Source organism: Streptomyces sp. ID05-26A, from assembly GCF_033794685.1.
GTDB lineage: Bacteria > Actinomycetota > Actinomycetes > Mycobacteriales > Pseudonocardiaceae > Lentzea.
Map to the genome: position 1 here is coordinate 1 of NZ_JARAYZ010000010.1, position 19,321 is coordinate 19,321.

Sequence of the window (19,321 nt, forward strand, 5' to 3'; positions counted from 1 at the left end):
AATCTAGTCTTGCCTCAAAGGAACTACCTCGACGAGGAGGTAATTCATATATTACTGGCTGTGTTTCGGCACGCTGTTGAGTTCTCAAAGAACACGCGCTCACCGGTTCCAGTCTCCGTTTCCGGAGGCTTTCTCTCGGGGCTTGTGTTGAAAGCTTAGCCAGTTCGTTTTCGCTTTGTCAAATCGGCCGTTTCGGCTTCTTCTTCGCGGCGCAAACTCGCTTCGCATTCAGTTTTGCTTGTGTTCAGAAGTTATCTGAGTGGCTTTCCCGGTGTCAAATCGGGGTCATTTTCAGATCCCGGACAGCACGTTAGGCCGCTTATTTACTTCTGGGGGTTTGACGCCGTGAGACTTTATCCGGCCCGATCCGCGGTGTCAACCGCTCGTTCCGGGGTCTCGCTTGCGACCTGGAGAAAGTTACTGATGGGGAGGATCAAAGTCAAATCGCCTGGTCAGCGGGCTGCTTGATCGGCACGGACGGCGAAGGAGCAGCCGGCTTGGCCCCGATCGGACGCGGTCGCAGCCACAGGGTGATGGAACGAAGTCCCTCCATCGCCCGCACGATCTGGTCCGCCGGAGCAGGCTGACGGGTCGCGACCGGCACCAGGTCGTAACCCCAGACGCCGAACTCCTTGAGCACCGTCACCGGATCGTCACCGAGATCGGCCGTCGCGGTCGCGGAGAACTCGAGGAACACGTGCGGCCTGTCGCGGCGCAACAACCGGACGAGTCCCGCAAGGGCGCGATGGCCGCGTCCAGGCGTGTCGACCCGCACGACCGAAAGCTTCATCCCCTGCACCAGGGCAATGTCTTCGAGCGTCTTGTCCAAGCGCAGCGACTTCACCCGTGCGACGTCCTCGCCTGCGCCGTCCGCCAACGGCGACACGGACACACCACCGGTCAAAGTCGGTGACACCGCCAGCTCGCCCGCGCTCTCCCACGCCGCGCCCTCGACCACGGTGAGACGTGCAGCCACGGCAGCGGGAAGGTTCGCCGAGACGTTGTGCCTCAAAAGCGCGGCGGCGGAAGCGTCCGGCTCCACGGCGACAACGGCGCCCATCAGCCCGAGCCGCGACAACACGCGAATCGAGTGGTAGCCGACGTACGCGCCGACGTCGAGGAAGATCCCGTCCGGCTCCAGCACCGAATCGAGCAGCTCAGCGAGGTCGGGCTCCCACACGCCGTTGGACGACAACAGCGGGAGCATGAACGCGTCGTCGGAGGGCAGCCGCATCATTCCGGCGTCGCACAACACCAGCGACGAACGCACCGCGGGCGCGTCATCGGCGGACTCGTGCTGACGAACCACCACGCGACGCAACGCGTCGGCGGTCTGTTGTGCCTGGTGAGCGGTGCGCAGTGCGGCGTCCAGCCGGGAGTCGCGCTCGCGGAACACCTCGACGACCTTGGACTCCAGCCCGTCGATCCGGTCCAGCGTCCGGTCCAGGGCCACGGTCAGCTTGTCGATCCGCTCGGCCAGCACCTCGTCCGACTTCGCGCGCTTGGCCGCCTCGGCGACGACCGCGTCCTCGACGTCGCGCTGCCGGCGGCCCTGACCGGCCATGTCCGCGCGCACGCGCACGACCCCGTCGTCGACCCCGACCAGCTGGTCGACGAAGTGCGACTGCCGGGCCGCGACCTGCTCGATCTCGGCGCGGAGGAGTTCGAGCTCACCGGCACCGACGCCCGCCTTCAGCGCGTCCTGCCGGTTGACCAGCTCGGACACCGTGCGCTCGACCCCGTCGATCAGGGTGTGCAGCACCTGGCGCATGTGGTTGTCGTAGTGGTCCAGCGCGCGCAGCACGACCTTGCGCAGCGCGGGTGCCATCGGTGTCCGGCTGGGACCGTCCACGGTCGGTTGCCGCAGTAAGGCGTGCTTGGCCGACTGCAGGGCGAGCATCGGGTCGACCTCGTCCTTCGGCTTCGGCCGACGGGCACGCCACCCGCGGTACGCGTGTTCGACGCGTTCACGCAGGACTTCCGCAACACGTGCGACGGACCGCGCGGACAACACGTGCTGACGGCCGGCCGTACCGAGCGCCGCAGCCGTGGGCAGGTCATCAGCCAGGGAACGCAGTAACTTCGCGGCGGCCTGCACATCCGGTTCGGCGCCCTGGTGACACGGCACGAGAACAGCCGTCTTGCCGAACAGCTCCGCAACGGCACCGTGGTCGGACGCGACGACGGGGACTCCCCGCACCGCGAGCTCGGCCAGGCGCAACGCGATCCGGTCGTCCGCGCCTCCCCGGTGCAACGACACCACCGCATCGGCGACGGCACTCACATCCAGGTCCTCGACCAGCGAGATCCGCTGGTCGGAGGCCGTGGCGAGGCGCAGGCGCTCGGCCGCCTCCGGGTGCTCGGCGGCACCGGACACCGCGATCCGCAGCTCGACATCGGTGCGATCGGGGAATGCGGTCAGGAACGCCGACACGGCGCCGAGCACGTTGCCGGGCCGGTCGAGGTCATGGTCCGCGATCGCCGCGAACACCACCACTTCGCCGGACTCGAACTCACGCGCGCCAACGTCGCGCACGGGCACAGGCACCACACGCACGATGGGCCCGCCGATGCGTTCGGCGGCTGCTCGCGACACCTCAGATGAAAGCCACAGTTCGTTCACGCCTGTGCGGTCGTCCGCAGCCGTGGCGTCCAGCGCGACCTCGACGACGAACCGTCCCGGAGGCACCTCGTCCGCGGAAGAAGCGCGCACGACCACGGGATATCCGGCGGAGGCCGATACCGGCAGGCCGGACGCGCGCGCGGCGGCGAGCACCAGTTCCGCCACCGGCCCCGAGCCGACGACGGACACGCCGAGCTGGTCGAGCAGCGCGGGCCCCTCCGACCGGGGCTGTGGCACGGCGGGCGCGGGCAACCGCCCGGAGGCGACGCCGACACCGGCACACCACTCGCGCCAGGCCTCCGCGTCCGCGCCAAAGGGCGCCGGGAACTGCTTCTGAAGCGCGGAATCCGCACGCCAGACCGCGTCGGCCCAGCGCGTGCCGCCACTCTCGGTCGGCTCGCACGCCCAGATGAGGAACCCGCCGCCACCGTCCTCGCCGAACGCGGGCGGCGGCGTCAGCACGGACGCCCGGTAGTCGGCCCGCAGCTCGGACGGGATCTGCGTGCCGTCGATCAGCGCGTCGAACCGGTACGGCACCGGCAGCGCGGACCAGCCGTTCCGCACCAGTTCGGCGCGGTAGGACTGGCAGAGCTCGGCGACCTCCGTGTGCTCCGAGAGCAGCACACGGGGACGTTCCGCGAATTCGGCGGACAGCAACCAGGGCCGACGAGGGTCGAACCCGCGGAAGTGCACCGTCAGCAGGTCCTGACCGACTACGGCCAGTGCGCCGGACTCGGTGCGGTGCAACGGCCTGTCGGCAACGTTCCACACGGACAGTCCGACCCGTGCGTCACGCACGACGTGGTGCGGCACGATCGCCGGCATGTCCAGAGAAGTCAGATAGGGCTCAGAACCTGGGCCAACGGCGATGAACCCGGGGTCGAACGCGCCCAGGTCGTGCAGGTCTGAGGGCCCCGGCTGCAGGCCGTCGGACGCCAACGGCCGCAACGTGCGTGGCAGCAGCACGACCGGTGCGGTGCGCAACGCCTCCAGCACGAGCTTCGTGACCGACCCGAACACCTGCACCCACGGGTCGAGGTACAGCACGGGCATGCCCTGCGACAGCAACGCCTCCAGCAGCCGCGGCACCAACGCTGCCTTCAGCGCGCCGGAGTCGAGCGCGGTCGCGAGCTCGTGCAGTTCGACCTCGGCGACACCGATGTCGAGAGGCGTCATCAGCCCCGGCCCCGAGTGCTCCGGCTGCGCGTCGACGATCAGCGCGACGAACCGGCCCTCGGGGTGCTCCGCCAGGAACGAGCTGGACAGGACCTTGACCGCGGGCAGCTCCGCCGCCGTGGCGACGGTGCACGCGCAGATCGTCGGCTGGAACTCGGGTACCTCAGTCACGGAGAGCACGTACCTGGCCTCACAGCATGGGGAGAAGTGTGCGCAACTCGTAAGGGGTGACGCTACGACGGTACGCGTCCCACTCGGTCCTCTTGTTGCGCAGGAAGAAGTCGTAGACGTGCTCGCCCAGTGCCTCGGGCAGCAGTTCCGAGTTCTCCATCTCGGCGAGTGCCTCACCGAGGTTCTGCGGCAGGTTCGAGTACCCCGCGGCACGGCGCTCGCGGTCCGTCAGCGACCACACGTCGTCCTCGGCGGGCGGCGGCAGCTCGTAGCCCTTCTCGATGCCCTTGAGGCCGGCGGCCAGGATCACCGAGTACGCCAGGTACGGGTTGCACGCGGAGTCCAGCGAACGGATCTCGACGCGGCGCGACGACGACTTGCCCGGTGAGTACATCGGCACACGAACCAATGCCGAGCGGTTCGCGTGACCCCAGCACACGGCCGTGGGTGCTTCACCGCCGACGATCAGCCTCTTGTACGAGTTGACCCACTGGTTCGTGACGCCGGAGATCTCGCGCGCGTGCTTGAGGATGCCCGCGACGAACTGCTTGCCGATGTCGGAGAGCTGGTACGGGTCCTCGTCGTCGTAGAACGCGTTGCGGTCGCCCTCGAAGAGCGAGAAGTGCGTGTGCATGCCCGAGCCCGGCTGGTCCGAGAAGGGCTTCGGCATGAACGAGGCGCGCACGCCCTGCGTGATCGCGACCTCCTTCACCACGTAGCGGAACGTCATGACGTTGTCCGCCATGGTCAGCGCGTCGGCGTAGCGCAGGTCGATCTCCTGCTGGCCGGGCGCGCCCTCGTGGTGGCTGAACTCGACGGAGATGCCCATGGCCTCCAGCGCCTCGATGGCGTGGCGGCGGAAGTGCGTGGCCGTCTCGTGCGAGGTCTGGTCGAAGAACCCGCCGTTGTCCGCGGGCTCGGGCTCGCTGCCGTCGCCCGGCAGGCCCTTGAGCAGGAAGAACTCGATCTCGGGGTGGACGTAGCAGGTGAACCCGGCCTCGCTGGCCTTCGACAGCGTGCGGCGCAGCACGTGGCGCGGGTCGGCCCACGACGGCGAGCCGTCCGGCATGGTGATGTCGCAGAACATGCGCGCGGAGTAGTTGGTGCCCTCCGGCGTCTGCCACGGCAGCACCTGGAACGTGCCGGGGTCCGGCTTCGCGACCATGTCCGACTCGTAGACGCGGGCGAAGCCCTCGATCGCGGAGCCGTCGAACCCGATGCCCTCGCTGAAGGCGCCCTCGAGCTCGGCCGGCGCGACCGCCACGGACTTCAAGAAGCCCAGGACGTCCGTGAACCAGAGCCGGACGAACCGGATGTCGCGTTCCTCTAGCGTGCGGAGCACGAACTCCTGCTGGCGGTCCATATGCGGCAGCTTAAGGGCTGGGGTGACTCTACGATCAACGCATGTCGGCACGTTGGTTGTTGGTTTGCGCACTCGCCCTGCTCACGAGCTGCACGTCCGGGGGAGATCTCCCCGATGGTGCGACCTTGCTCTCGAAGTCGGCCGAGTCGATGAAGTCGGTCAAGACCGTGCACTTCACCATCAAGGTCGATGGTGAGCTGCCGGACGTGCCGGTGAAGGACGCCGACGGCGACCTCACCTCCACCGGTGAGTCCAAGGGCAACGCCAAGGTGACGTTCGGTGGGCAGCTGCTGTCGATCGAGTACGTGCTGACCGGCGGAAACCTGCACTTCAAGGGCCCGACCGGCGGGTTCACCAAGCTGCCGGCGGCGTTCGCGGGCCAGGTCTACGACCCCTCGGCCATCCTGAACCCGGACAAGGGCGTCGCGAAGGTCCTGAGCAGTTCGAAGGACGCGAAGACGAAGTCGTCCGGTGACGTGTCGGTGGTCGAGGCTACGGTGCCGAAGGACGTGGCGGCCGGGCTGGTGCCGGGCATCTCCGCGGATGTGAAGGCGACATTCTCGGTCGACAAGGACAACAAGCTCAAGAACGCGCTGTTCGAGCTTCCCGGTGGTCAGAAGGTCGACATCGGCCTGACGGACTTCGACAAGCCCGTCACCGTGACAGCGCCCGCTTAATGCGAAAAGTCGCTCTCGCCGCGTCCGGCGCGGCTGTACTGCTCGGGGCACTCGACGCGTACGTCGTCGTCGGCGTCCTCACGGACATGGTCCGCGATCTCGGCATCGCGGTGAACGAGCTGGAGCAGGCGACGCCGATCGTCACCGGGTACCTGCTCGGGTACGTGGCGGGCATGCCGTTGCTCGGGCAGCTGTCGGACCGGCTCGGGCGGCGGTTCGTGCTGCAGGTCTCGCTGCTCGGGTTCCTGGTGGGCTCGGTGATCACGGCGCTGGCCGGTGACGTGCCGCTCCTGGTCGCGGGCCGGGTCGTGCAGGGGCTCGCCGGTGGCGCGTTGCTGCCGGTGACGATGGCGCTGGTCGCGGACCTGTGGGAGGAGCAACGGCGGTCGGCCGCACTCGGGACCGTGGGTGCCGCACAGGAGCTGGGGTCTGTCCTCGGCACGTTGTACGGCATCGCGGTGGCGTCGCTGTTCAACGCGTGGCCGTTGTTCGAGGGCTGGGAGCCGCAGAGCTGGCGGTGGATCTTCTGGGTCAACATCCCGTTGGCGGTCATCGCGATGGTGGTCGTGCAACGGACCGTGCCGAACACACGGCGCGAGGTGCGGATCGACGTCGTGGGCGGGGTGTTGCTCGCTCTTGCCCTGTCGTTGCTGGTGGTGGCGCTCTACAACCCGACGCCCGCCGAGTCCGTGCTGCCGTCGTGGGGCTGGCCGACGCTCATCGCCGCTTTTGTCGTGCTGGGCGGCTTCTTCTTGTGGGAACGCCGTAGTGCCGTGCGGCTCATCGATCCCGAGGGCGTGCAGTGGCGGCCGTTCTGGGCCGTGCTCGGGGTGTCGCTGGCCGCCGGTGCCGCGTTGATGGTGACGCTGGTCGACGTGGAGTTGTTCGCGCAGACCGTGTTGCGCCGCGACTCGGCGTCCGCGGCGACGCTGCTCACGCGGTTCCTGATCGCGTTGCCGGTCGGTGCTGTGCTGGGTGGGTTCCTCGCGTCACGACTCGGCGACCGCTGGGTGTCGTTCGGCGGGCTCGCGATGGCATCGGTGTCGTACGTGTTCATCGCGCAGTGGCCCGCTGACGTCAGCGGGCTCGTGCTCACGCGTGACCTGGCCATCGCCGGTTTCGGGCTGGGCCTGGTCATCGCGCCGTTGTCCGGTGCTGTGCTGCGGGTGGTGCCCGCCGTGCGTCACGGCGTGGCGTCGGCGTTCGTCGTCGTCGCGCGCATGACGGGCATGCTCGTCGGTGTGGCGGCGTTGTCCGCGTGGGGACTCCACCGGTTCCGCGAGCTCACGGCAGACCTGAACACACCGCTGCCGTTCGGTGTGGAACCCGCTGAGTTCCAGCGGCAGATGGCCGAGTACCAGCGCGGGCTCACCGAGGCGCTGCTCACCGAGTACCACGAGATCTTCCTGATCACGGCGGTGATTTGCGCGCTCGGAGCGCTGGGGTCGGTCTTCCTGCCCAAAAAGGGTCGGACACAGTAAGGCTCAGCAGACGGAGTCCGTTTCCGGAAGCCTCAGGTCCACCAGGTAGTTCGTGCCCACGCCGTCCACGCAGCCGATGCCCGCGAGGAACGCCGTGTGCTGGTTTCCGTTGTACGTCAGCAAACGCGCGCCCAGTGCCCGTGAGAGGTCCACGCCGGACTGGTAGGGCGTCGCCGGGTCACCGGTCGTCGACACGACCAGCACCTGGGGCAGCCCCGTCACGTTCGGCGGGTGCGGTTCGGACGTGTGCGGGGCCGGCCAGAACGCGCACGGGCCGAGCGCAGTCTCGTCGGTGGGCACGGTGTCGTTGCCCAGCAGTTCCAACAGCCTCCGACGGTTGGACTCCAGGGTGGCGCGGTCCTTGATCGGCGGTTCGTCGACGCAGCGGATGGCCACGAACGCGTCCTGGATGCGGCTGTAGGTGCCGTCCTGGGCGCGGCCGAGGTACTGGTCGGCGAGCTGCAGCAGGGTGGTGCCCTTGTTCTGCCGCAGTTCCTGGAGACCCTTGAGCGCGGTCTCCCAGAGCCGGTCCGTGTACATCGCCTGGATGATCGCGGTGTTCGCGTCCGAGTGGGACAGCCTGCGGTCGCCGACCTGCATCGGGGTCTTCTTGAGCGGCTCGATCATCTGGCGGAACTTGGACTCCGCCGCGGCCGTGTCCTTCCCGATGGGACAGTCGCGCTGAGCGCACCAGCCCGCGAAGCGCTGGAACGACTCCTCGAAGCCCTGCGCCTGACGGGCGGACGCGGCCACCTTGTCCGCGCTGGCCTCCACTGCGCCGTCGAGCACCATCGCGCGCACGTTGCGAGGGAACATCTCGGCGTACAACGTGCCGATGCGCGTGCCGTAGGAGTAGCCGAGGTAGCTCAGCTTCTTCTCCCCCAGTGCGGCGCGTAGAACGTCGACGTCCCGTACGACGTCACGGGTGCCGACGTTGCGCAGCAGGTCGATGCCGCTGCGTTCGGCACAGCGTTCGACGAAGTACTTGTTCTCCTGCTCTGTCTGGTTCGCGCTCTCGCCCTTGGGCCGCAGCCGTTGCGCGTCGCGTTCCGCGTCGGTCAGGCACTGGACGCGGGGCTGGCTCGCCCCGACGCCGCGCGGGTCGAAGCCCACCACGTCGAACCGCTTGCCGACCGGGTTGCCGGCCTGCATGTTCGCGACGTGCGACATGCCCGACCCGCCGGGACCGCCGGGGTTCAGCACGAGCGAGCCGACCCGCCGGTCCTTCTCGGTGGCGGGCCGGCGCAGCAGTCCGACCGTGATCGTTCCGGCGTCCGGCTTCTCGTAGTCGAGCGGGACTGCCAAGCGCGCGCACTGGATGCCCTCGCGCTCGTACAGCCCCTTGCTCTTCGCATCGGTCGCGTAGGGCTGACACGCACCCCATGACAACACCTGCGCGTAGAAGCGTTCGATGCCCTTGCGGCCGGCGACGGGCTTGCCGTCGATGCGCGCGTAGGACGTGGACGTGCCGAGCAGAACGATCAAGGCGAACAAGGCCGCGGTGACTCGGGATCGCCTCTTCGTCATTAGGCGCACCGGGTTCCGTCGGCGGGCAACGTCTGGTCGATCAGGTACTTCACACCGGCGGAGTCCACGCACTGGTCTCCCTGCAGGAAGACCGTGTGCTGGACGCCTTCGAACGTGAGCAGCCGCGAGTTGAGCGCTTTGGCCAGGTTCACGCCCGCCTCGTAGGGCGTGGCCGGGTCACCGGTCGTGGAGATGACCAGCAGCGGCGGGATGCCGGCGGCCTTGGGCGGGCCCGTGCGCGCGGTGACCGGGGCAGGCCAGAACGCGCACGAGTCGAGGGCCGCGCCCGGAGGGTTGCCGTCGTCGAGGAACGGCGCGGCCGCCTTGTACTGCTTCTGGGTCTCGAGCAGCGCGTTCTTGTCCGTCAACCGTGCGTCGTCCACGCAGTGCACTGCGTTGAACGCGTCCGTGATGGTCGAGTACTCGCCCTGCTCGTCGCGGTCGAAGTACGCGTCGGCGAGGCGCAGCATCGTGGTGCCCTTGCCGTCCGTCAGCTCCTGGAGGCCGTTGAGCAGGATCGGCCACAGCTGTTCCGAGTACATCGCCTGGATCGCGGCCGTGATGGCGTCGTTGTAGGACAGCTTGCGGTCGCCCACGTCCACCGGTTTCTGGATCAACGGTGTGGTGAGCTGCCGGAAGCTGGCGTTGGCGTCGGCGCCGAGAGGGCAGTCCTTCTTGCCTCGGCACCACTTCACGAACTCGTCGAAGGCCTTCTGGAAGCCGGCCGCCTGTGCGACCAGCGACGCGAGCTGGTCCTGGGTCGGGTCGACGGCACCGTCGAGGATGAGCGCGCGCACGTTCTGGGGGAAGGTCTCGGCGTATTCAGTGCCTATGCGGGTGCCGTACGAGTACCCGACGTAGCTCAGCTTCGCGTCGCCGAGCGCAGAGCGGAGGACATCCATGTCCTTAACTACGTCCCGCGTGCCCAAATTGGCGAGCATTGATGCCCCGAATTTTGTACCGGCGGCACACTTCTCGGCATACGCCTTGTTCTCTTGCTCCGTTTGGGCTATTCCGGCCGGAGAAGTGTCCGTGTCAAGGTCCAAACGCTCCGCGTCGCGCTCCGGTCCGGTGAGGCAACTGACCGCCGGTTCGCTCGCGCCGATGCCCCGCGGGTCGAATCCGATGAGGTCGAACTTCGCCGCGAGCTCGGTCTTGCGGTAGGCCGCGACCATGCCGGCGGCCGACGCCATGCCGGACGCGCCGGGGCCGCCGGGGTTCGTGAGCAACGAGCCGATCTTCTGCCCGGTGGCCTTGTAGCGGAGGACACCGATGGTGATCGTGTCGCCGGTTGGCTTGCTGTAGTCGAGGGGAACCCTCACGCGGGTGCACTCGACGTCGCGCCTCTTGCCGTACGCGTCCCTGCTCGACCCCGTCGTGGCGTACGGCTCGCAGTTCTCCCAGGCGAGCTGCTGGCCGTAGAACTCCTCCAAACCGGCCGGAACGACGCCCGCCGGACCGACCTTTTCGAAGGTCACGCCCGGTTTGGCCGCCCCTTCGATGATCGACGTGCAGGACGCGAGCAGCGGAATGACGAGCAACACGCTCAAGAGACGGGCCACAGCCCGATGGTATGGGAGATGATGAGGGCATGCCGCAGCTTCGGATCGCGCTGGCCCAGGTCAACGCCACTGTTGGTGATCTTCAGGGCAACGCGTCGCTGGTCGTCGACTGGACGCGCAAGGCCCGTGAGGGTGGCGCCCACGTCGCCGTGTTCCCCGAGATGGTGCTGACCGGCTACCCGGTCGAGGACCTGGCGATCCGCACCTCGTTCGCACGCGCGTCGTCGGAGGCGCTGGAGACGCTGGCGGGGTCGTTGGAAGAGGCCGGCCTGGGTGACGTCGCCGCCGTCGTCGGCTACCTGGAGCACGACTCCGTCGGCCCGCGCAACGCCGTCGCCGTGCTGCACGGCGGACGCGTCGTCGCGCGGCAGTGCAAGCACCACCTCCCGAACTACGGCGTGTTCGACGAGCGCCGGTACTTCAAGCCGGGTTCGTCGCTCGACATCGTGCGGATCAACGGTGTCGAGGTCGGCATGGTGATCTGCGAGGACCTGTGGCAGGACGGCGGTCCGATCACCGCTCTCGGTGACGCCGGCGTCGACATCGTGGTCTCGCCCAACGCCTCGCCGTACGAGCGCAACAAGGACGACCAGCGGCTGCCGCTCGTCGCGCGTCGTGCCGCCGAGGCCCACGCGCCCCTCGCCTACTGCAACCTGGTCGGCGGCCAGGACGAGCTGGTGTTCGACGGCGACTCGCTCGTCGTGTCCGCGGAGGGCCGCCTGGTCGGGCGCGCGCCGCAGTTCGTCGAGCACCTGATGTTCGTGGACTTCGACCTGCCGGGCGGCCGCGAGTACGAGCAGGGCCAGATCGGCGACTTCTACGTGCGCCGTGTGTTCCTCTCCGACCCCGTGCCGGCCTACGACCCGTTGCCCGCCCCTCGCGTGTTCGAGCCGCTGTCCGACGAGGCAGAGGTGTGGCACGCACTCGTGACGGGCCTGCGCGACTACGTGTACAAGAACGGCTTCCGGTCCGTGGTGCTCGGTCTGTCCGGTGGCATCGACTCGGCCGTGGTGGCTTCTCTGGCCGTGGACGCCCTCGGCGCCGACGCGGTCTACGGCGTCTCCATGCCGTCCTCCTACTCGTCGGAACACTCGCGCTCGGACGCGTCCGACATGGCCGAACGCACCGGCCTGCACTTCACCACCGAGCCGATCGGCGAGATGGTCGACGTGTACGTCTCTCAGCTCAAGCTCACGGGCCTCGCCGAGGAGAACATCCAGGCCCGGTGCCGCGGCATGCTGCTGATGGCGTTGTCGAACCAGAACGGCCACCTGGTGCTCGCGACGGGCAACAAGTCCGAGCTCGCGGTCGGCTACTCGACCATCTACGGCGACGCGGTCGGCGGCTACGCCCCGATCAAGGACGTGCTGAAGACCCTGGTCTGGGACCTGGCGAAGTGGCGCAACGCCGAGGCCGAGAAGCGCGGCGAGACCCCGCCCATCCCGGAGAACTCGATCTCCAAGCCCCCGTCGGCCGAACTGCGCCCCGGCCAGGTCGACACCGACTCGCTGCCGGACTACGAGATCCTCGACGCGCTGCTGGACGACTACGTCCACGGTGATCGCGGGTACGACGCCCTGCTGGCCGCCGGGCATTCGCCGGAGCTGGTGGACCGCGTGCTGCGGATGGTCGACAAGGCCGAGTACAAGCGTCGTCAGTACCCGCCGGGCACGAAGATCTCGAACAAGGCGTTCGGGCGGGACCGGCGGCTGCCGATCACGAACGGGTGGCGCGAGGGCTGACCTCAGGAGTGGAGCCTGCTCCACCGCGCAGACACACGCCGCCCAGCTACGTTTCTCCCCATGAAACGGATCTGGGCGGCGGTGCTCTACCTGGCGTCGGGCCTGCTGACGGCCATCGCGTCGTGGCTCGCCATCGGCGTCCTGCTGCTGTCCGTGGTGGTCCTCCCGCTGCTGCCGATCACAGCGCCGTACCTCCGCCGGATCGTGGACTTCGACCGACGACGGCTGGCGCGCTTCACCGGCGTCGCGCTTCCGTCGCCACCGCCGCTCGACGGCCCGTGGCTGCACCGCGCGCAACGGGTGCTGGCCGACCCGGACAGCCGGCGCGACGGACTCTGGCTGATCACGCACGCCCTGTTCGGGACGTTGTTCGGGTCGATCGCCATCGGGATTCCGGGTGCGCTGGTCCAGCAGCCGATCGTGCTGCTGACCTGGTGGGCTAGCCCGGGCGGGATCGAGAACTCGTTCGGCCTCCGCGTCGACTCGTGGCCGAAGGCGTTGCTGAGCGTGCCGATCGCGATCGTGCTCACGCTGATCCTCCTCCAGTTGCCGAAACTGGCCGACCTCGACGCGAAGTGGGCGAAGAAGATGCTGGCTCCACCGAAGGCCTCGCTGGAGAAACGGCTGGCCGAGGTCGTCGCGACCAGAGCCGCCGCGCTCCAAGCCCACGGGGCCGAACTGCGGCGCATCGAGCGGAACCTGCACGACGGGACGCAGAACAAGCTGGTCGGCGTGGTCATGATGCTCGGGATCGCGGAGCGGACGCTCAAGCAGAACCCGGACAACGCGGCGCAGGCGCTGCTGCGGGCCCAGGACGCGGCGGGCGACGCGTTGGAAGAGCTTCGCAACGTCGTGCGGAGCATTCATCCGCCGGTGCTGGAGGATCTGGGACTGGACGGGGCGATCCAGGCGCTGGCGGCGCGGTGCCCGGTGCCGTGCGTGCTCACGGCCGAGCACCTCGGGCGGTTGCCCGCGGCGGTGGAGGCTGCCGCGTACTTCGCGGTGGCCGAGGCGCTCACGAACGTCGCCAAGCACAGTGGCGCCAGGCATGCCTGGGTCAGTCTTGGCGTGGAGAACGATCAGCTCACCGTTCTCGTGCACGACGACGGCAAGGGTGGCGCGGACGAGAAGCGGGGGACGGGGTTGGAAGGCATTCGAGGCAGGGTGGCGGCGTTGGACGGCAACGCGGAGATGAGCAGTCCCGAGGGCGGGCCGACCGTGCTCACCGTCGTGCTGCCGGTGGGGAGGTGACCATGCGCATCGTGATCGCAGAAGACGACGCGCTGCTCCGCGAGGGGCTGACGTTGTTGTTGCGCAACGAAGGTCTCGAAGTGGCAGCGGCCGCGGACAACCCGGACGACTTTCTGAAGGCCGTGGCCGAGCACGAGCCGGACATCGCCGTGGTCGACGTGCGGATGCCGCCGACGTTCACCGACGAAGGCCTGAGGGCCGCGGTCGAAGCACGGCGACGGCACCCGAAGCTGGCGGTGCTGGTCCTGTCCGCGTGGGTCGAGCAGAGCTACGCGCACGAACTGCTCGCCGGTGCGGGAGGCGGCGGCGTCGGCTACCTGCTCAAGGAACGCGTCGGCAAGGTCGCGGACTTCCTCGACTCGCTGCACCGCGTCGCGAACGGCGGCACGGCGCTCGACCCCGAGGTCGTGTCGCAGCTTCTGGTGCGGCGCAAGGCGGACGACGCGCTCAGCGTGCTGTCACCGCGAGAGCGCGAGGTCCTCGGGCTGATGGCGGAAGGTCTGTCGAACGCCGCCATCGGCGAGAAGCTCGTTCTCAGTGCGGGAGCCGTGCACAAGCACATCGGCAACGTCTTCCTGAAGCTCGGCCTCAACAGCGAGGACGGCACAGGCGACCGACGCGTCCAGGCCGTCCTCGCGTACCTGGATCACTGAGGGCGGACGAAGGGGAACAGCACGGTCTGCCGGATCGACGTACCGGTCAGCATCATCAGCAACCGGTCGACGCCCATGCCGAGCCCACCGGTCGGCGGCATGCCGTGCTCCAGCGCCCGCAGGAAGTCCTCGTCCAGCTCCATCGCCTCGACGTCACCGGACGCGGCCTTGAGCGACTGGGCCTCCAGCCGTCGCCGTTGCTCCAGCGGGTCGGTCAGCTCCGAGTAGGCCGTGCCGATCTCCGCGCCGAACGCCACCAGGTCCCACCGCTCGGCCAGGCGCGGGTCGACGCGGTGCTGGCGGGTCAGCGGTGACACCGAGGTCGGGAAGTCGATGTAGAACGTCGGGCCGACCGTGAAAGCCTCGACGAACGAGTCGTAGGCCTCCTGAACGAGCTGGCCGTGGTCCCAGTCCTCGTTGATCTCGACGCCCCGCGCGGACAGCAGCGAACGCAGGTCGGCGACCGACGTGTCCGGGGTGACCTCCACGTCCAACGCCGAGGACACCGCCGTGTAGACCGGAACCACCGGCCACTCCCCCGAGATGTCGAACTGTCCCTCGGGTCGCATGGCGACCTCCGAGCCGAACGCCTCGCGGGCCGCGTGCTGGATCAGCGTGCGCACCAGGTCGAGCATGACCCGGTAGTCCGCGTAGGACTGGTAGGCCTCCAGCATCGTGAACTCGGGGTTGTGGGTGGCGTCCGCGCCCTCGTTGCGGAAGTTGCGGTTCAGCTCGAACACCCGGTCCACGCCCGCCACGCAGAGCCGCTTCAGGTACAGCTCCGGTGCGATGCGCAGGTACATGCGCATGTCGTAGGCGTTGATGTGCGTGACGAACGGGCGTGCGTTCGCGCCGCCGTGCACGGCCTGGAGCATCGGCGTCTCGACTTCGAGGTACTCGTGGGAGTGCAGGAACTCGCGCACGCTGCGGATGACGTCGCTGCGCAGCTTCAGCAGGTGCGCCGAGTCCTGGTTCACCACCAGGTCGAGGTAGCGCTGGCGGACGCGGGCCTCCGGGTCGGTGAAGCCCTTCCGCTTGTCCGGCAACGGGTGCAGGCACTTCGCGGTCATCGTCCAGGACGTGGCCAGCACGGAGATCTCGCCGTGGTCGGACTTGACCACGCGTCCGGTGACACCGACGTGGTCGCCGAGGTCGACGTCCGCCTTCCAGGACGCCAGGCCCGAGCCGAGCGAGTCGACGGTCAGCATCAGCTGGATCTCGCCGCTGAAGTCCCGCAGCCGCGCGAAGCAGAGCTTGCCCATCTCCCGCAACGCCACCACGCGGCCGGTGACCGAGACCTCCTCGCCGAAGCGTTCCCGGGCTCCGGCAAGGAGATCCGTGCGGTCGAAGCCGACCGGGTACGGGTCGACTCCCGCGGCCACCAGCCGTTCGACCTTCGCGATGCGCACGCGGACCTGCTCCGGCCTGCGCAGGGACTTCGGTTCGACCCGGATCGCGTCGATCTCGGCCACCTTCAGGGCGAACTCGTCGCTGACGTCCGTCTTCTGCAACGCCCGCTTGCGCAGCGATCGCAGTGACGGCACGAAACCCTCGGCGACACCGGCGGCGATGCTGACCCTCGGCAACGAGCGGGAGCGTTGGTAGCAGAGGAAACGCGGCTCCCACTCCGGCAGGTACTTGGCGTTCGAGCGGTACAGCGACTCCAGCTGGAAGAACCGCGACGCCAGAGAAAGAACCCGCCGCCACGCGCGCAGCACCGGACCGGCGCCGATCTTCTCGCCCTCCTCGAACACCGCGCGGAACATCGCGAAGTTCAGCGAGATCCGTTGCACACCAAGATGTCCGGCGGCGGCCGCGAGCTGGGCGACCATGTACTCGTTGAGGCCGTTCTCCGCCGCCCTGTCCCGGCGCATCAGATCAAGAGAAACCCCTCGGCGGCCCCACGGCACGAACGACAGCAGACCGCGCAACGCACCCGAGGCGTCGTAGGCCTCGACCATCACGCACCGGCCGTCGCTCGGATCTCCCAGGCGCCCCAACGCCATCGAGAACCCGCGTTCGGTCTCGGCGCCGCGCCAGGCCTCGGCCAGGTCCAGGATGGACGCCATCTCGTCCGGCGCGATCTCGCTGTGCCGGCGGACGCGTGTGGTGTACCCGGCCCGTTCGACGCGCGACACGGCCTGGCGCAGTCCCTTCCGCTCCGGACCGGCCAGGACGAACCGGCGGACGTCGAGGATCGCCTCGTCACCGATCTCCAGCGCCTTGAGTCCGGCGTCGGAGTAGACCTGCGCGCCTCGTTCGGACGCGCCGAGCACACCCGGCGTCCAGCCGTAGGTGCGTGCCTCGGCCAGCCACGCCAGGACGGCCTCTGGCCAGTGCTCCTCGTCGCCGATCGGGTCGGCGGAGGCCAGCGTCACGCCGCCGATCACCCGGTACGTCAGCGCCGCCCTGCCGGACGCCGCGAACACGACGCTCTTGTCGCGCCGGGTCGCGAAGTACCCCAGCGAGTCGGGCTCGCCGTCGGCCGCGAGCAGGCGGCGCACGTCGAGCTCCTGGTCACCGGTGATCATGGCTTGGCTGCGGACACCGCGGAAGAACAGGTACATCGCCCGGATCGCGACGAGCACACCGAACAGGCCGAGCACGACGCTCAGCCACTGCGGACCCTCGGGGATGTCGAGGCGGCCCAGCCGGACGACCTCACCCGTCGCCTGGTTCGCCGCCCACGCGAGCTTGTCGAGCTGCGCGACCAGTTTGCCGGGGAAGATCTCGGTGAGGCCCCAGCCCACCCCGATCAGCACGATCATGCCCAGCACGAACGACACGAGCGCCCGCCGCCACGCCCCTCGGGCCACCCGAGCCGGGAACGCCTCGCGCACCGCGACCAGCAGCGCGACGAACAACACCGAGGTCGCCACGCCGACACCGAGGAACACCCAGTGCGGTCGCTCGCCCGGATCCAGGATTTCTTCAGGCGCCAGGGCCAAGATGACCATGATGAAGCCGACCAGCACCAGGCCCATGACCTGGAACAGCAGCAGCGTCCACAGCGCCGCTCGCTTGTGCCTGCGCAGGGCGGCGCCGAGGACGAAGAACACCATGGCGATGAACAGGTTGCCGTCGATCGGCAGGCCGAAGAAGTACCCGATGCCGTCCGCGACGTCGGTGAACCAGCTGTCCTCCGGCAGAATGACTCTGAGCAGCGACAACACCCCGGCGAGCTGCACGATCGTCGCGATCGCGCCCGCGGTCTTCCACTTCCACGCCGGTGCCACTACCACTCCCGAGGTCAGCTGATGACCGCCATGATTCCGTCTTCGGCCGGGCGGGTGCATGTCGCCACGTCCGGGCGTGTCGACCAGCCCGTCGTCGTGCTCAGCTCGGGCCTGGGCGGGGCGTGGTTCGACTGGGACCGCACGGTGCGGCTGCTCGAACCACACGCACGGGTGATCGTGTTCGACCGGCCCGGCCTCGGCCTGAGCGGTCCCGCCCGGCGCGGGCCGTCACTGGCGCGCGAAGTGGCCGTGCTGGACGCGGTGCTGCGCGGGGTGCCGCGGGCGATCCTGGTCGGGCACTCGATGGCGTCGATGCACGTCGAGGCGTACGCGCGGCTGCGACCGCACCGGGTCGACGGGGTGGTCCTGCTGGACCCGGACGCCGAGGCGCCGGGCGCGGGAGCCCCGTTCGACATGTCGGCGGTGATCGCGCAGGGCGTGCGGGCGATCGGCAGCCGCTGGCTCGGCGCCCGGATCACGCAGCGGTACGGGCACTCGTTCCGCAACCTGCTGACCGCCGTCTCGACCCTCGGCATGACCGATCCCGCCCCCTCTGACCTGGTCGAACTCGTCTACCGACGGCCTGGCGTCGGGCGGGCGGTGCTGTGGGAGCTCGCGTCGTACCCCGGTCAGGTGGCGACGCTCGAACGGCTGCGGAAGCGGCGGCCGTTGCCTCGGGTGCCCTGGTTGGTCCTCACTGCCGGACGAAAGGTGTGGCCGGAGCACCGCTCGTTGGCCGCTCTCGTGCCGTGGGGACGCAACGTGCCGGTGCCCGGCAGCCGCCACATGATTCAGATGGATCGGCCGGACGCAGTGGTCATGGCGGTTCGTGAATCGCTCAAGGGAGTGCCCGAGGAGTGATTCGAGGGGCCAGGCGTGTGACGGTGACCGCATCGGTGTTCCGTTTGTCGCCAACGGTGCCACTCTGGTGTTCGGCAACCGTGCACAAAGCGCCCGGGGACCCACTGATGTGGGCCTCGAGGAAAGGAACGGTCGACGATGACCACTGCCGATGTTTCCGCGCCCTACGGCTCCGGAGCGGGCCAGAAGCCCCCGGCCAAGCGCGTTCGCGTCCACCACCTGCGTGAGATGAAGGAACGCGGCGAGGCGTGGCCCATGCTCACCTCGTACGACACCTTCACCGCCTCGATCTTCGACGAGGCCGGCATCCCCGTCCTGCTGGTCGGCGACTCGGCCTCGAACACCGTCTACGGCAACGAGACCTCGCTTCCGGTCACCGTGGACGAGCTCGTACCGCTCGTGCGCGCGGTGACGCGCTCGGTCAAGCGCTCTCTCGTGGTCGCTGACCTGCCGTTCGGCTCGTACCAGGTGTCGGTCGAGCAGGCCGTCGCGACGGCGGTCCGGTTCATGAAGGAAGGCCAGGCCCACGCGGTCAAGCTGGAGGGTGGCGCCTACTTCGCGCCGCACATCCGCGCTATCACGGCCGCGGGCATCCCGGTCATGGCGCACATCGGCTTCACCCCGCAGTCCGAGCACCAGCTCGGCGGCTACCGCGTGCAGGGGCGTCACGACAACCACGACGTCGTCGTGCAGGACGCGCTGGCGGTGCAGGAGGCGGGCGCGTTCGCGGTCGTGCTGGAGATGGTGACCGCCGAGGTCGCGAAGCAGATCACGCACGACCTCGTCATCCCGACCGTGGGCATCGGCGCCGGTCCGGACACCGACGCCCAGGTGCTGGTGTGGCAGGACATGATGGGCCTGAACCGCGGCAAGGCGCCCCGGTTCGTCAAGCGCTACGCGGACATCGGCAACATCATGCTGGGCGCCGCCACCGAGTTCGCCAACGAGGTGCGCGGGCAGCAGTTCCCCGGTCCCGAGCACACCTTCCACTGATCGTT

Annotated in this window: 12 protein-coding genes; 7 read left to right on the forward strand and 5 right to left on the reverse strand. The window is 68.8% G+C overall.

Annotated features, from left to right (window positions below):
- Nucleotides 1-439: 439 nt before the first annotated feature.
- Nucleotides 440-3,970: an FkbM family methyltransferase gene (locus PV646_RS43810; RefSeq protein WP_500348996.1), complete on the reverse strand. Its 3,531-nt coding sequence runs from the start codon at nucleotides 3,968-3,970 to the stop codon at nucleotides 440-442.
- Between the two features lie 19 nt (nucleotides 3,971-3,989).
- Nucleotides 3,990-5,333: a type I glutamate--ammonia ligase gene (glnA, locus tag PV646_RS43815; RefSeq protein ID WP_500348998.1), complete on the reverse strand. Its 1,344-nt coding sequence runs from the start codon at nucleotides 5,331-5,333 to the stop codon at nucleotides 3,990-3,992.
- 41 nt (nucleotides 5,334-5,374) lie between these two features.
- Here glnA and PV646_RS43820 point away from each other — a divergent pair, with 41 nt between their 5' ends.
- Together PV646_RS43820 and PV646_RS43825 are read left to right on the forward strand one after the other, a co-directional pair.
- Entirely contained in the window at nucleotides 5,375-6,010 is a 636-nt protein-coding gene (locus PV646_RS43820) for an LppX_LprAFG lipoprotein (protein WP_500348999.1), read from the forward strand.
- Nucleotides 6,010-7,491 carry an MFS transporter gene (locus tag PV646_RS43825; protein ID WP_500349001.1) on the forward strand — a complete coding sequence of 494 codons (1,482 nt, stop codon included), beginning with the start codon at nucleotides 6,010-6,012 and terminating at the stop codon, nucleotides 7,489-7,491. Before PV646_RS43820 ends, PV646_RS43825 begins: the two co-directional genes overlap by 1 nt.
- A gap of 3 nt (nucleotides 7,492-7,494) precedes the next feature.
- Here PV646_RS43825 and PV646_RS43830 read toward each other — a convergent pair whose 3' ends face one another.
- Together PV646_RS43830 and PV646_RS43835 are read right to left on the reverse strand one after the other, a co-directional pair.
- Nucleotides 7,495-9,018, reverse strand: a complete 1,524-nt coding sequence (locus PV646_RS43830) for an alpha/beta hydrolase (protein ID WP_500349003.1) — start codon at nucleotides 9,016-9,018, stop codon at nucleotides 7,495-7,497.
- Complete coding sequence (locus PV646_RS43835) at nucleotides 9,018-10,580, reverse strand: alpha/beta hydrolase (protein WP_500349004.1); 1,563 nt, start codon at nucleotides 10,578-10,580, stop codon at nucleotides 9,018-9,020. Before PV646_RS43835 ends, PV646_RS43830 begins: the two co-directional genes overlap by 1 nt.
- A 29-nt stretch (nucleotides 10,581-10,609) precedes the next feature.
- On the opposite strand from PV646_RS43835, the gene PV646_RS43840 reads away from it, so the two are divergent.
- Genes PV646_RS43840 through PV646_RS43850 form a run of 3 tightly spaced genes read left to right on the forward strand, consistent with a single transcriptional unit; the run spans nucleotide 10,610 to nucleotide 14,226 of the window.
- The gene (locus tag PV646_RS43840) at nucleotides 10,610-12,322 is read left to right on the forward strand and encodes an NAD+ synthase (protein WP_500349006.1); all 1,713 of its coding nucleotides are present in this window, start codon (nucleotides 10,610-10,612) and stop codon (nucleotides 12,320-12,322) included.
- A gap of 60 nt (nucleotides 12,323-12,382) precedes the next feature.
- Nucleotides 12,383-13,573, forward strand: coding sequence for a sensor histidine kinase (locus tag PV646_RS43845; RefSeq protein ID WP_500349008.1), 1,191 nt, complete (start codon nucleotides 12,383-12,385; stop codon nucleotides 13,571-13,573).
- 2 nt (nucleotides 13,574-13,575) lie between these two features.
- Nucleotides 13,576-14,226: a response regulator gene (locus PV646_RS43850; protein ID WP_500349010.1), complete on the forward strand. Its 651-nt coding sequence runs from the start codon at nucleotides 13,576-13,578 to the stop codon at nucleotides 14,224-14,226.
- Here the strand turns inward: PV646_RS43850 and lysX are convergent.
- Nucleotides 14,220-17,462 carry a bifunctional lysylphosphatidylglycerol synthetase/lysine--tRNA ligase LysX gene (gene lysX / locus PV646_RS43855; RefSeq protein WP_500349012.1) on the reverse strand — a complete coding sequence of 1,081 codons (3,243 nt, stop codon included), beginning with the start codon at nucleotides 17,460-17,462 and terminating at the stop codon, nucleotides 14,220-14,222. The two genes, PV646_RS43850 and lysX, sit on opposite strands and share 7 nt — an antisense overlap.
- Nucleotides 17,463-17,483: 21 nt before the next feature.
- Between lysX and PV646_RS43860 the strand changes: the two genes are divergently transcribed.
- Both PV646_RS43860 and panB read left to right on the forward strand, forming a co-directional pair.
- Complete coding sequence (locus tag PV646_RS43860; protein ID WP_500349013.1) at nucleotides 17,484-18,323, forward strand: alpha/beta hydrolase; 840 nt, start codon at nucleotides 17,484-17,486, stop codon at nucleotides 18,321-18,323.
- Between the two features lie 138 nt (nucleotides 18,324-18,461).
- Nucleotides 18,462-19,316 (forward strand): 3-methyl-2-oxobutanoate hydroxymethyltransferase, encoded by an 855-nt coding sequence (gene panB, locus PV646_RS43865; protein WP_319980072.1) that lies wholly within the window; start codon nucleotides 18,462-18,464, stop codon nucleotides 19,314-19,316.
- Nucleotides 19,317-19,321: the final 5 nt, after the last annotated feature.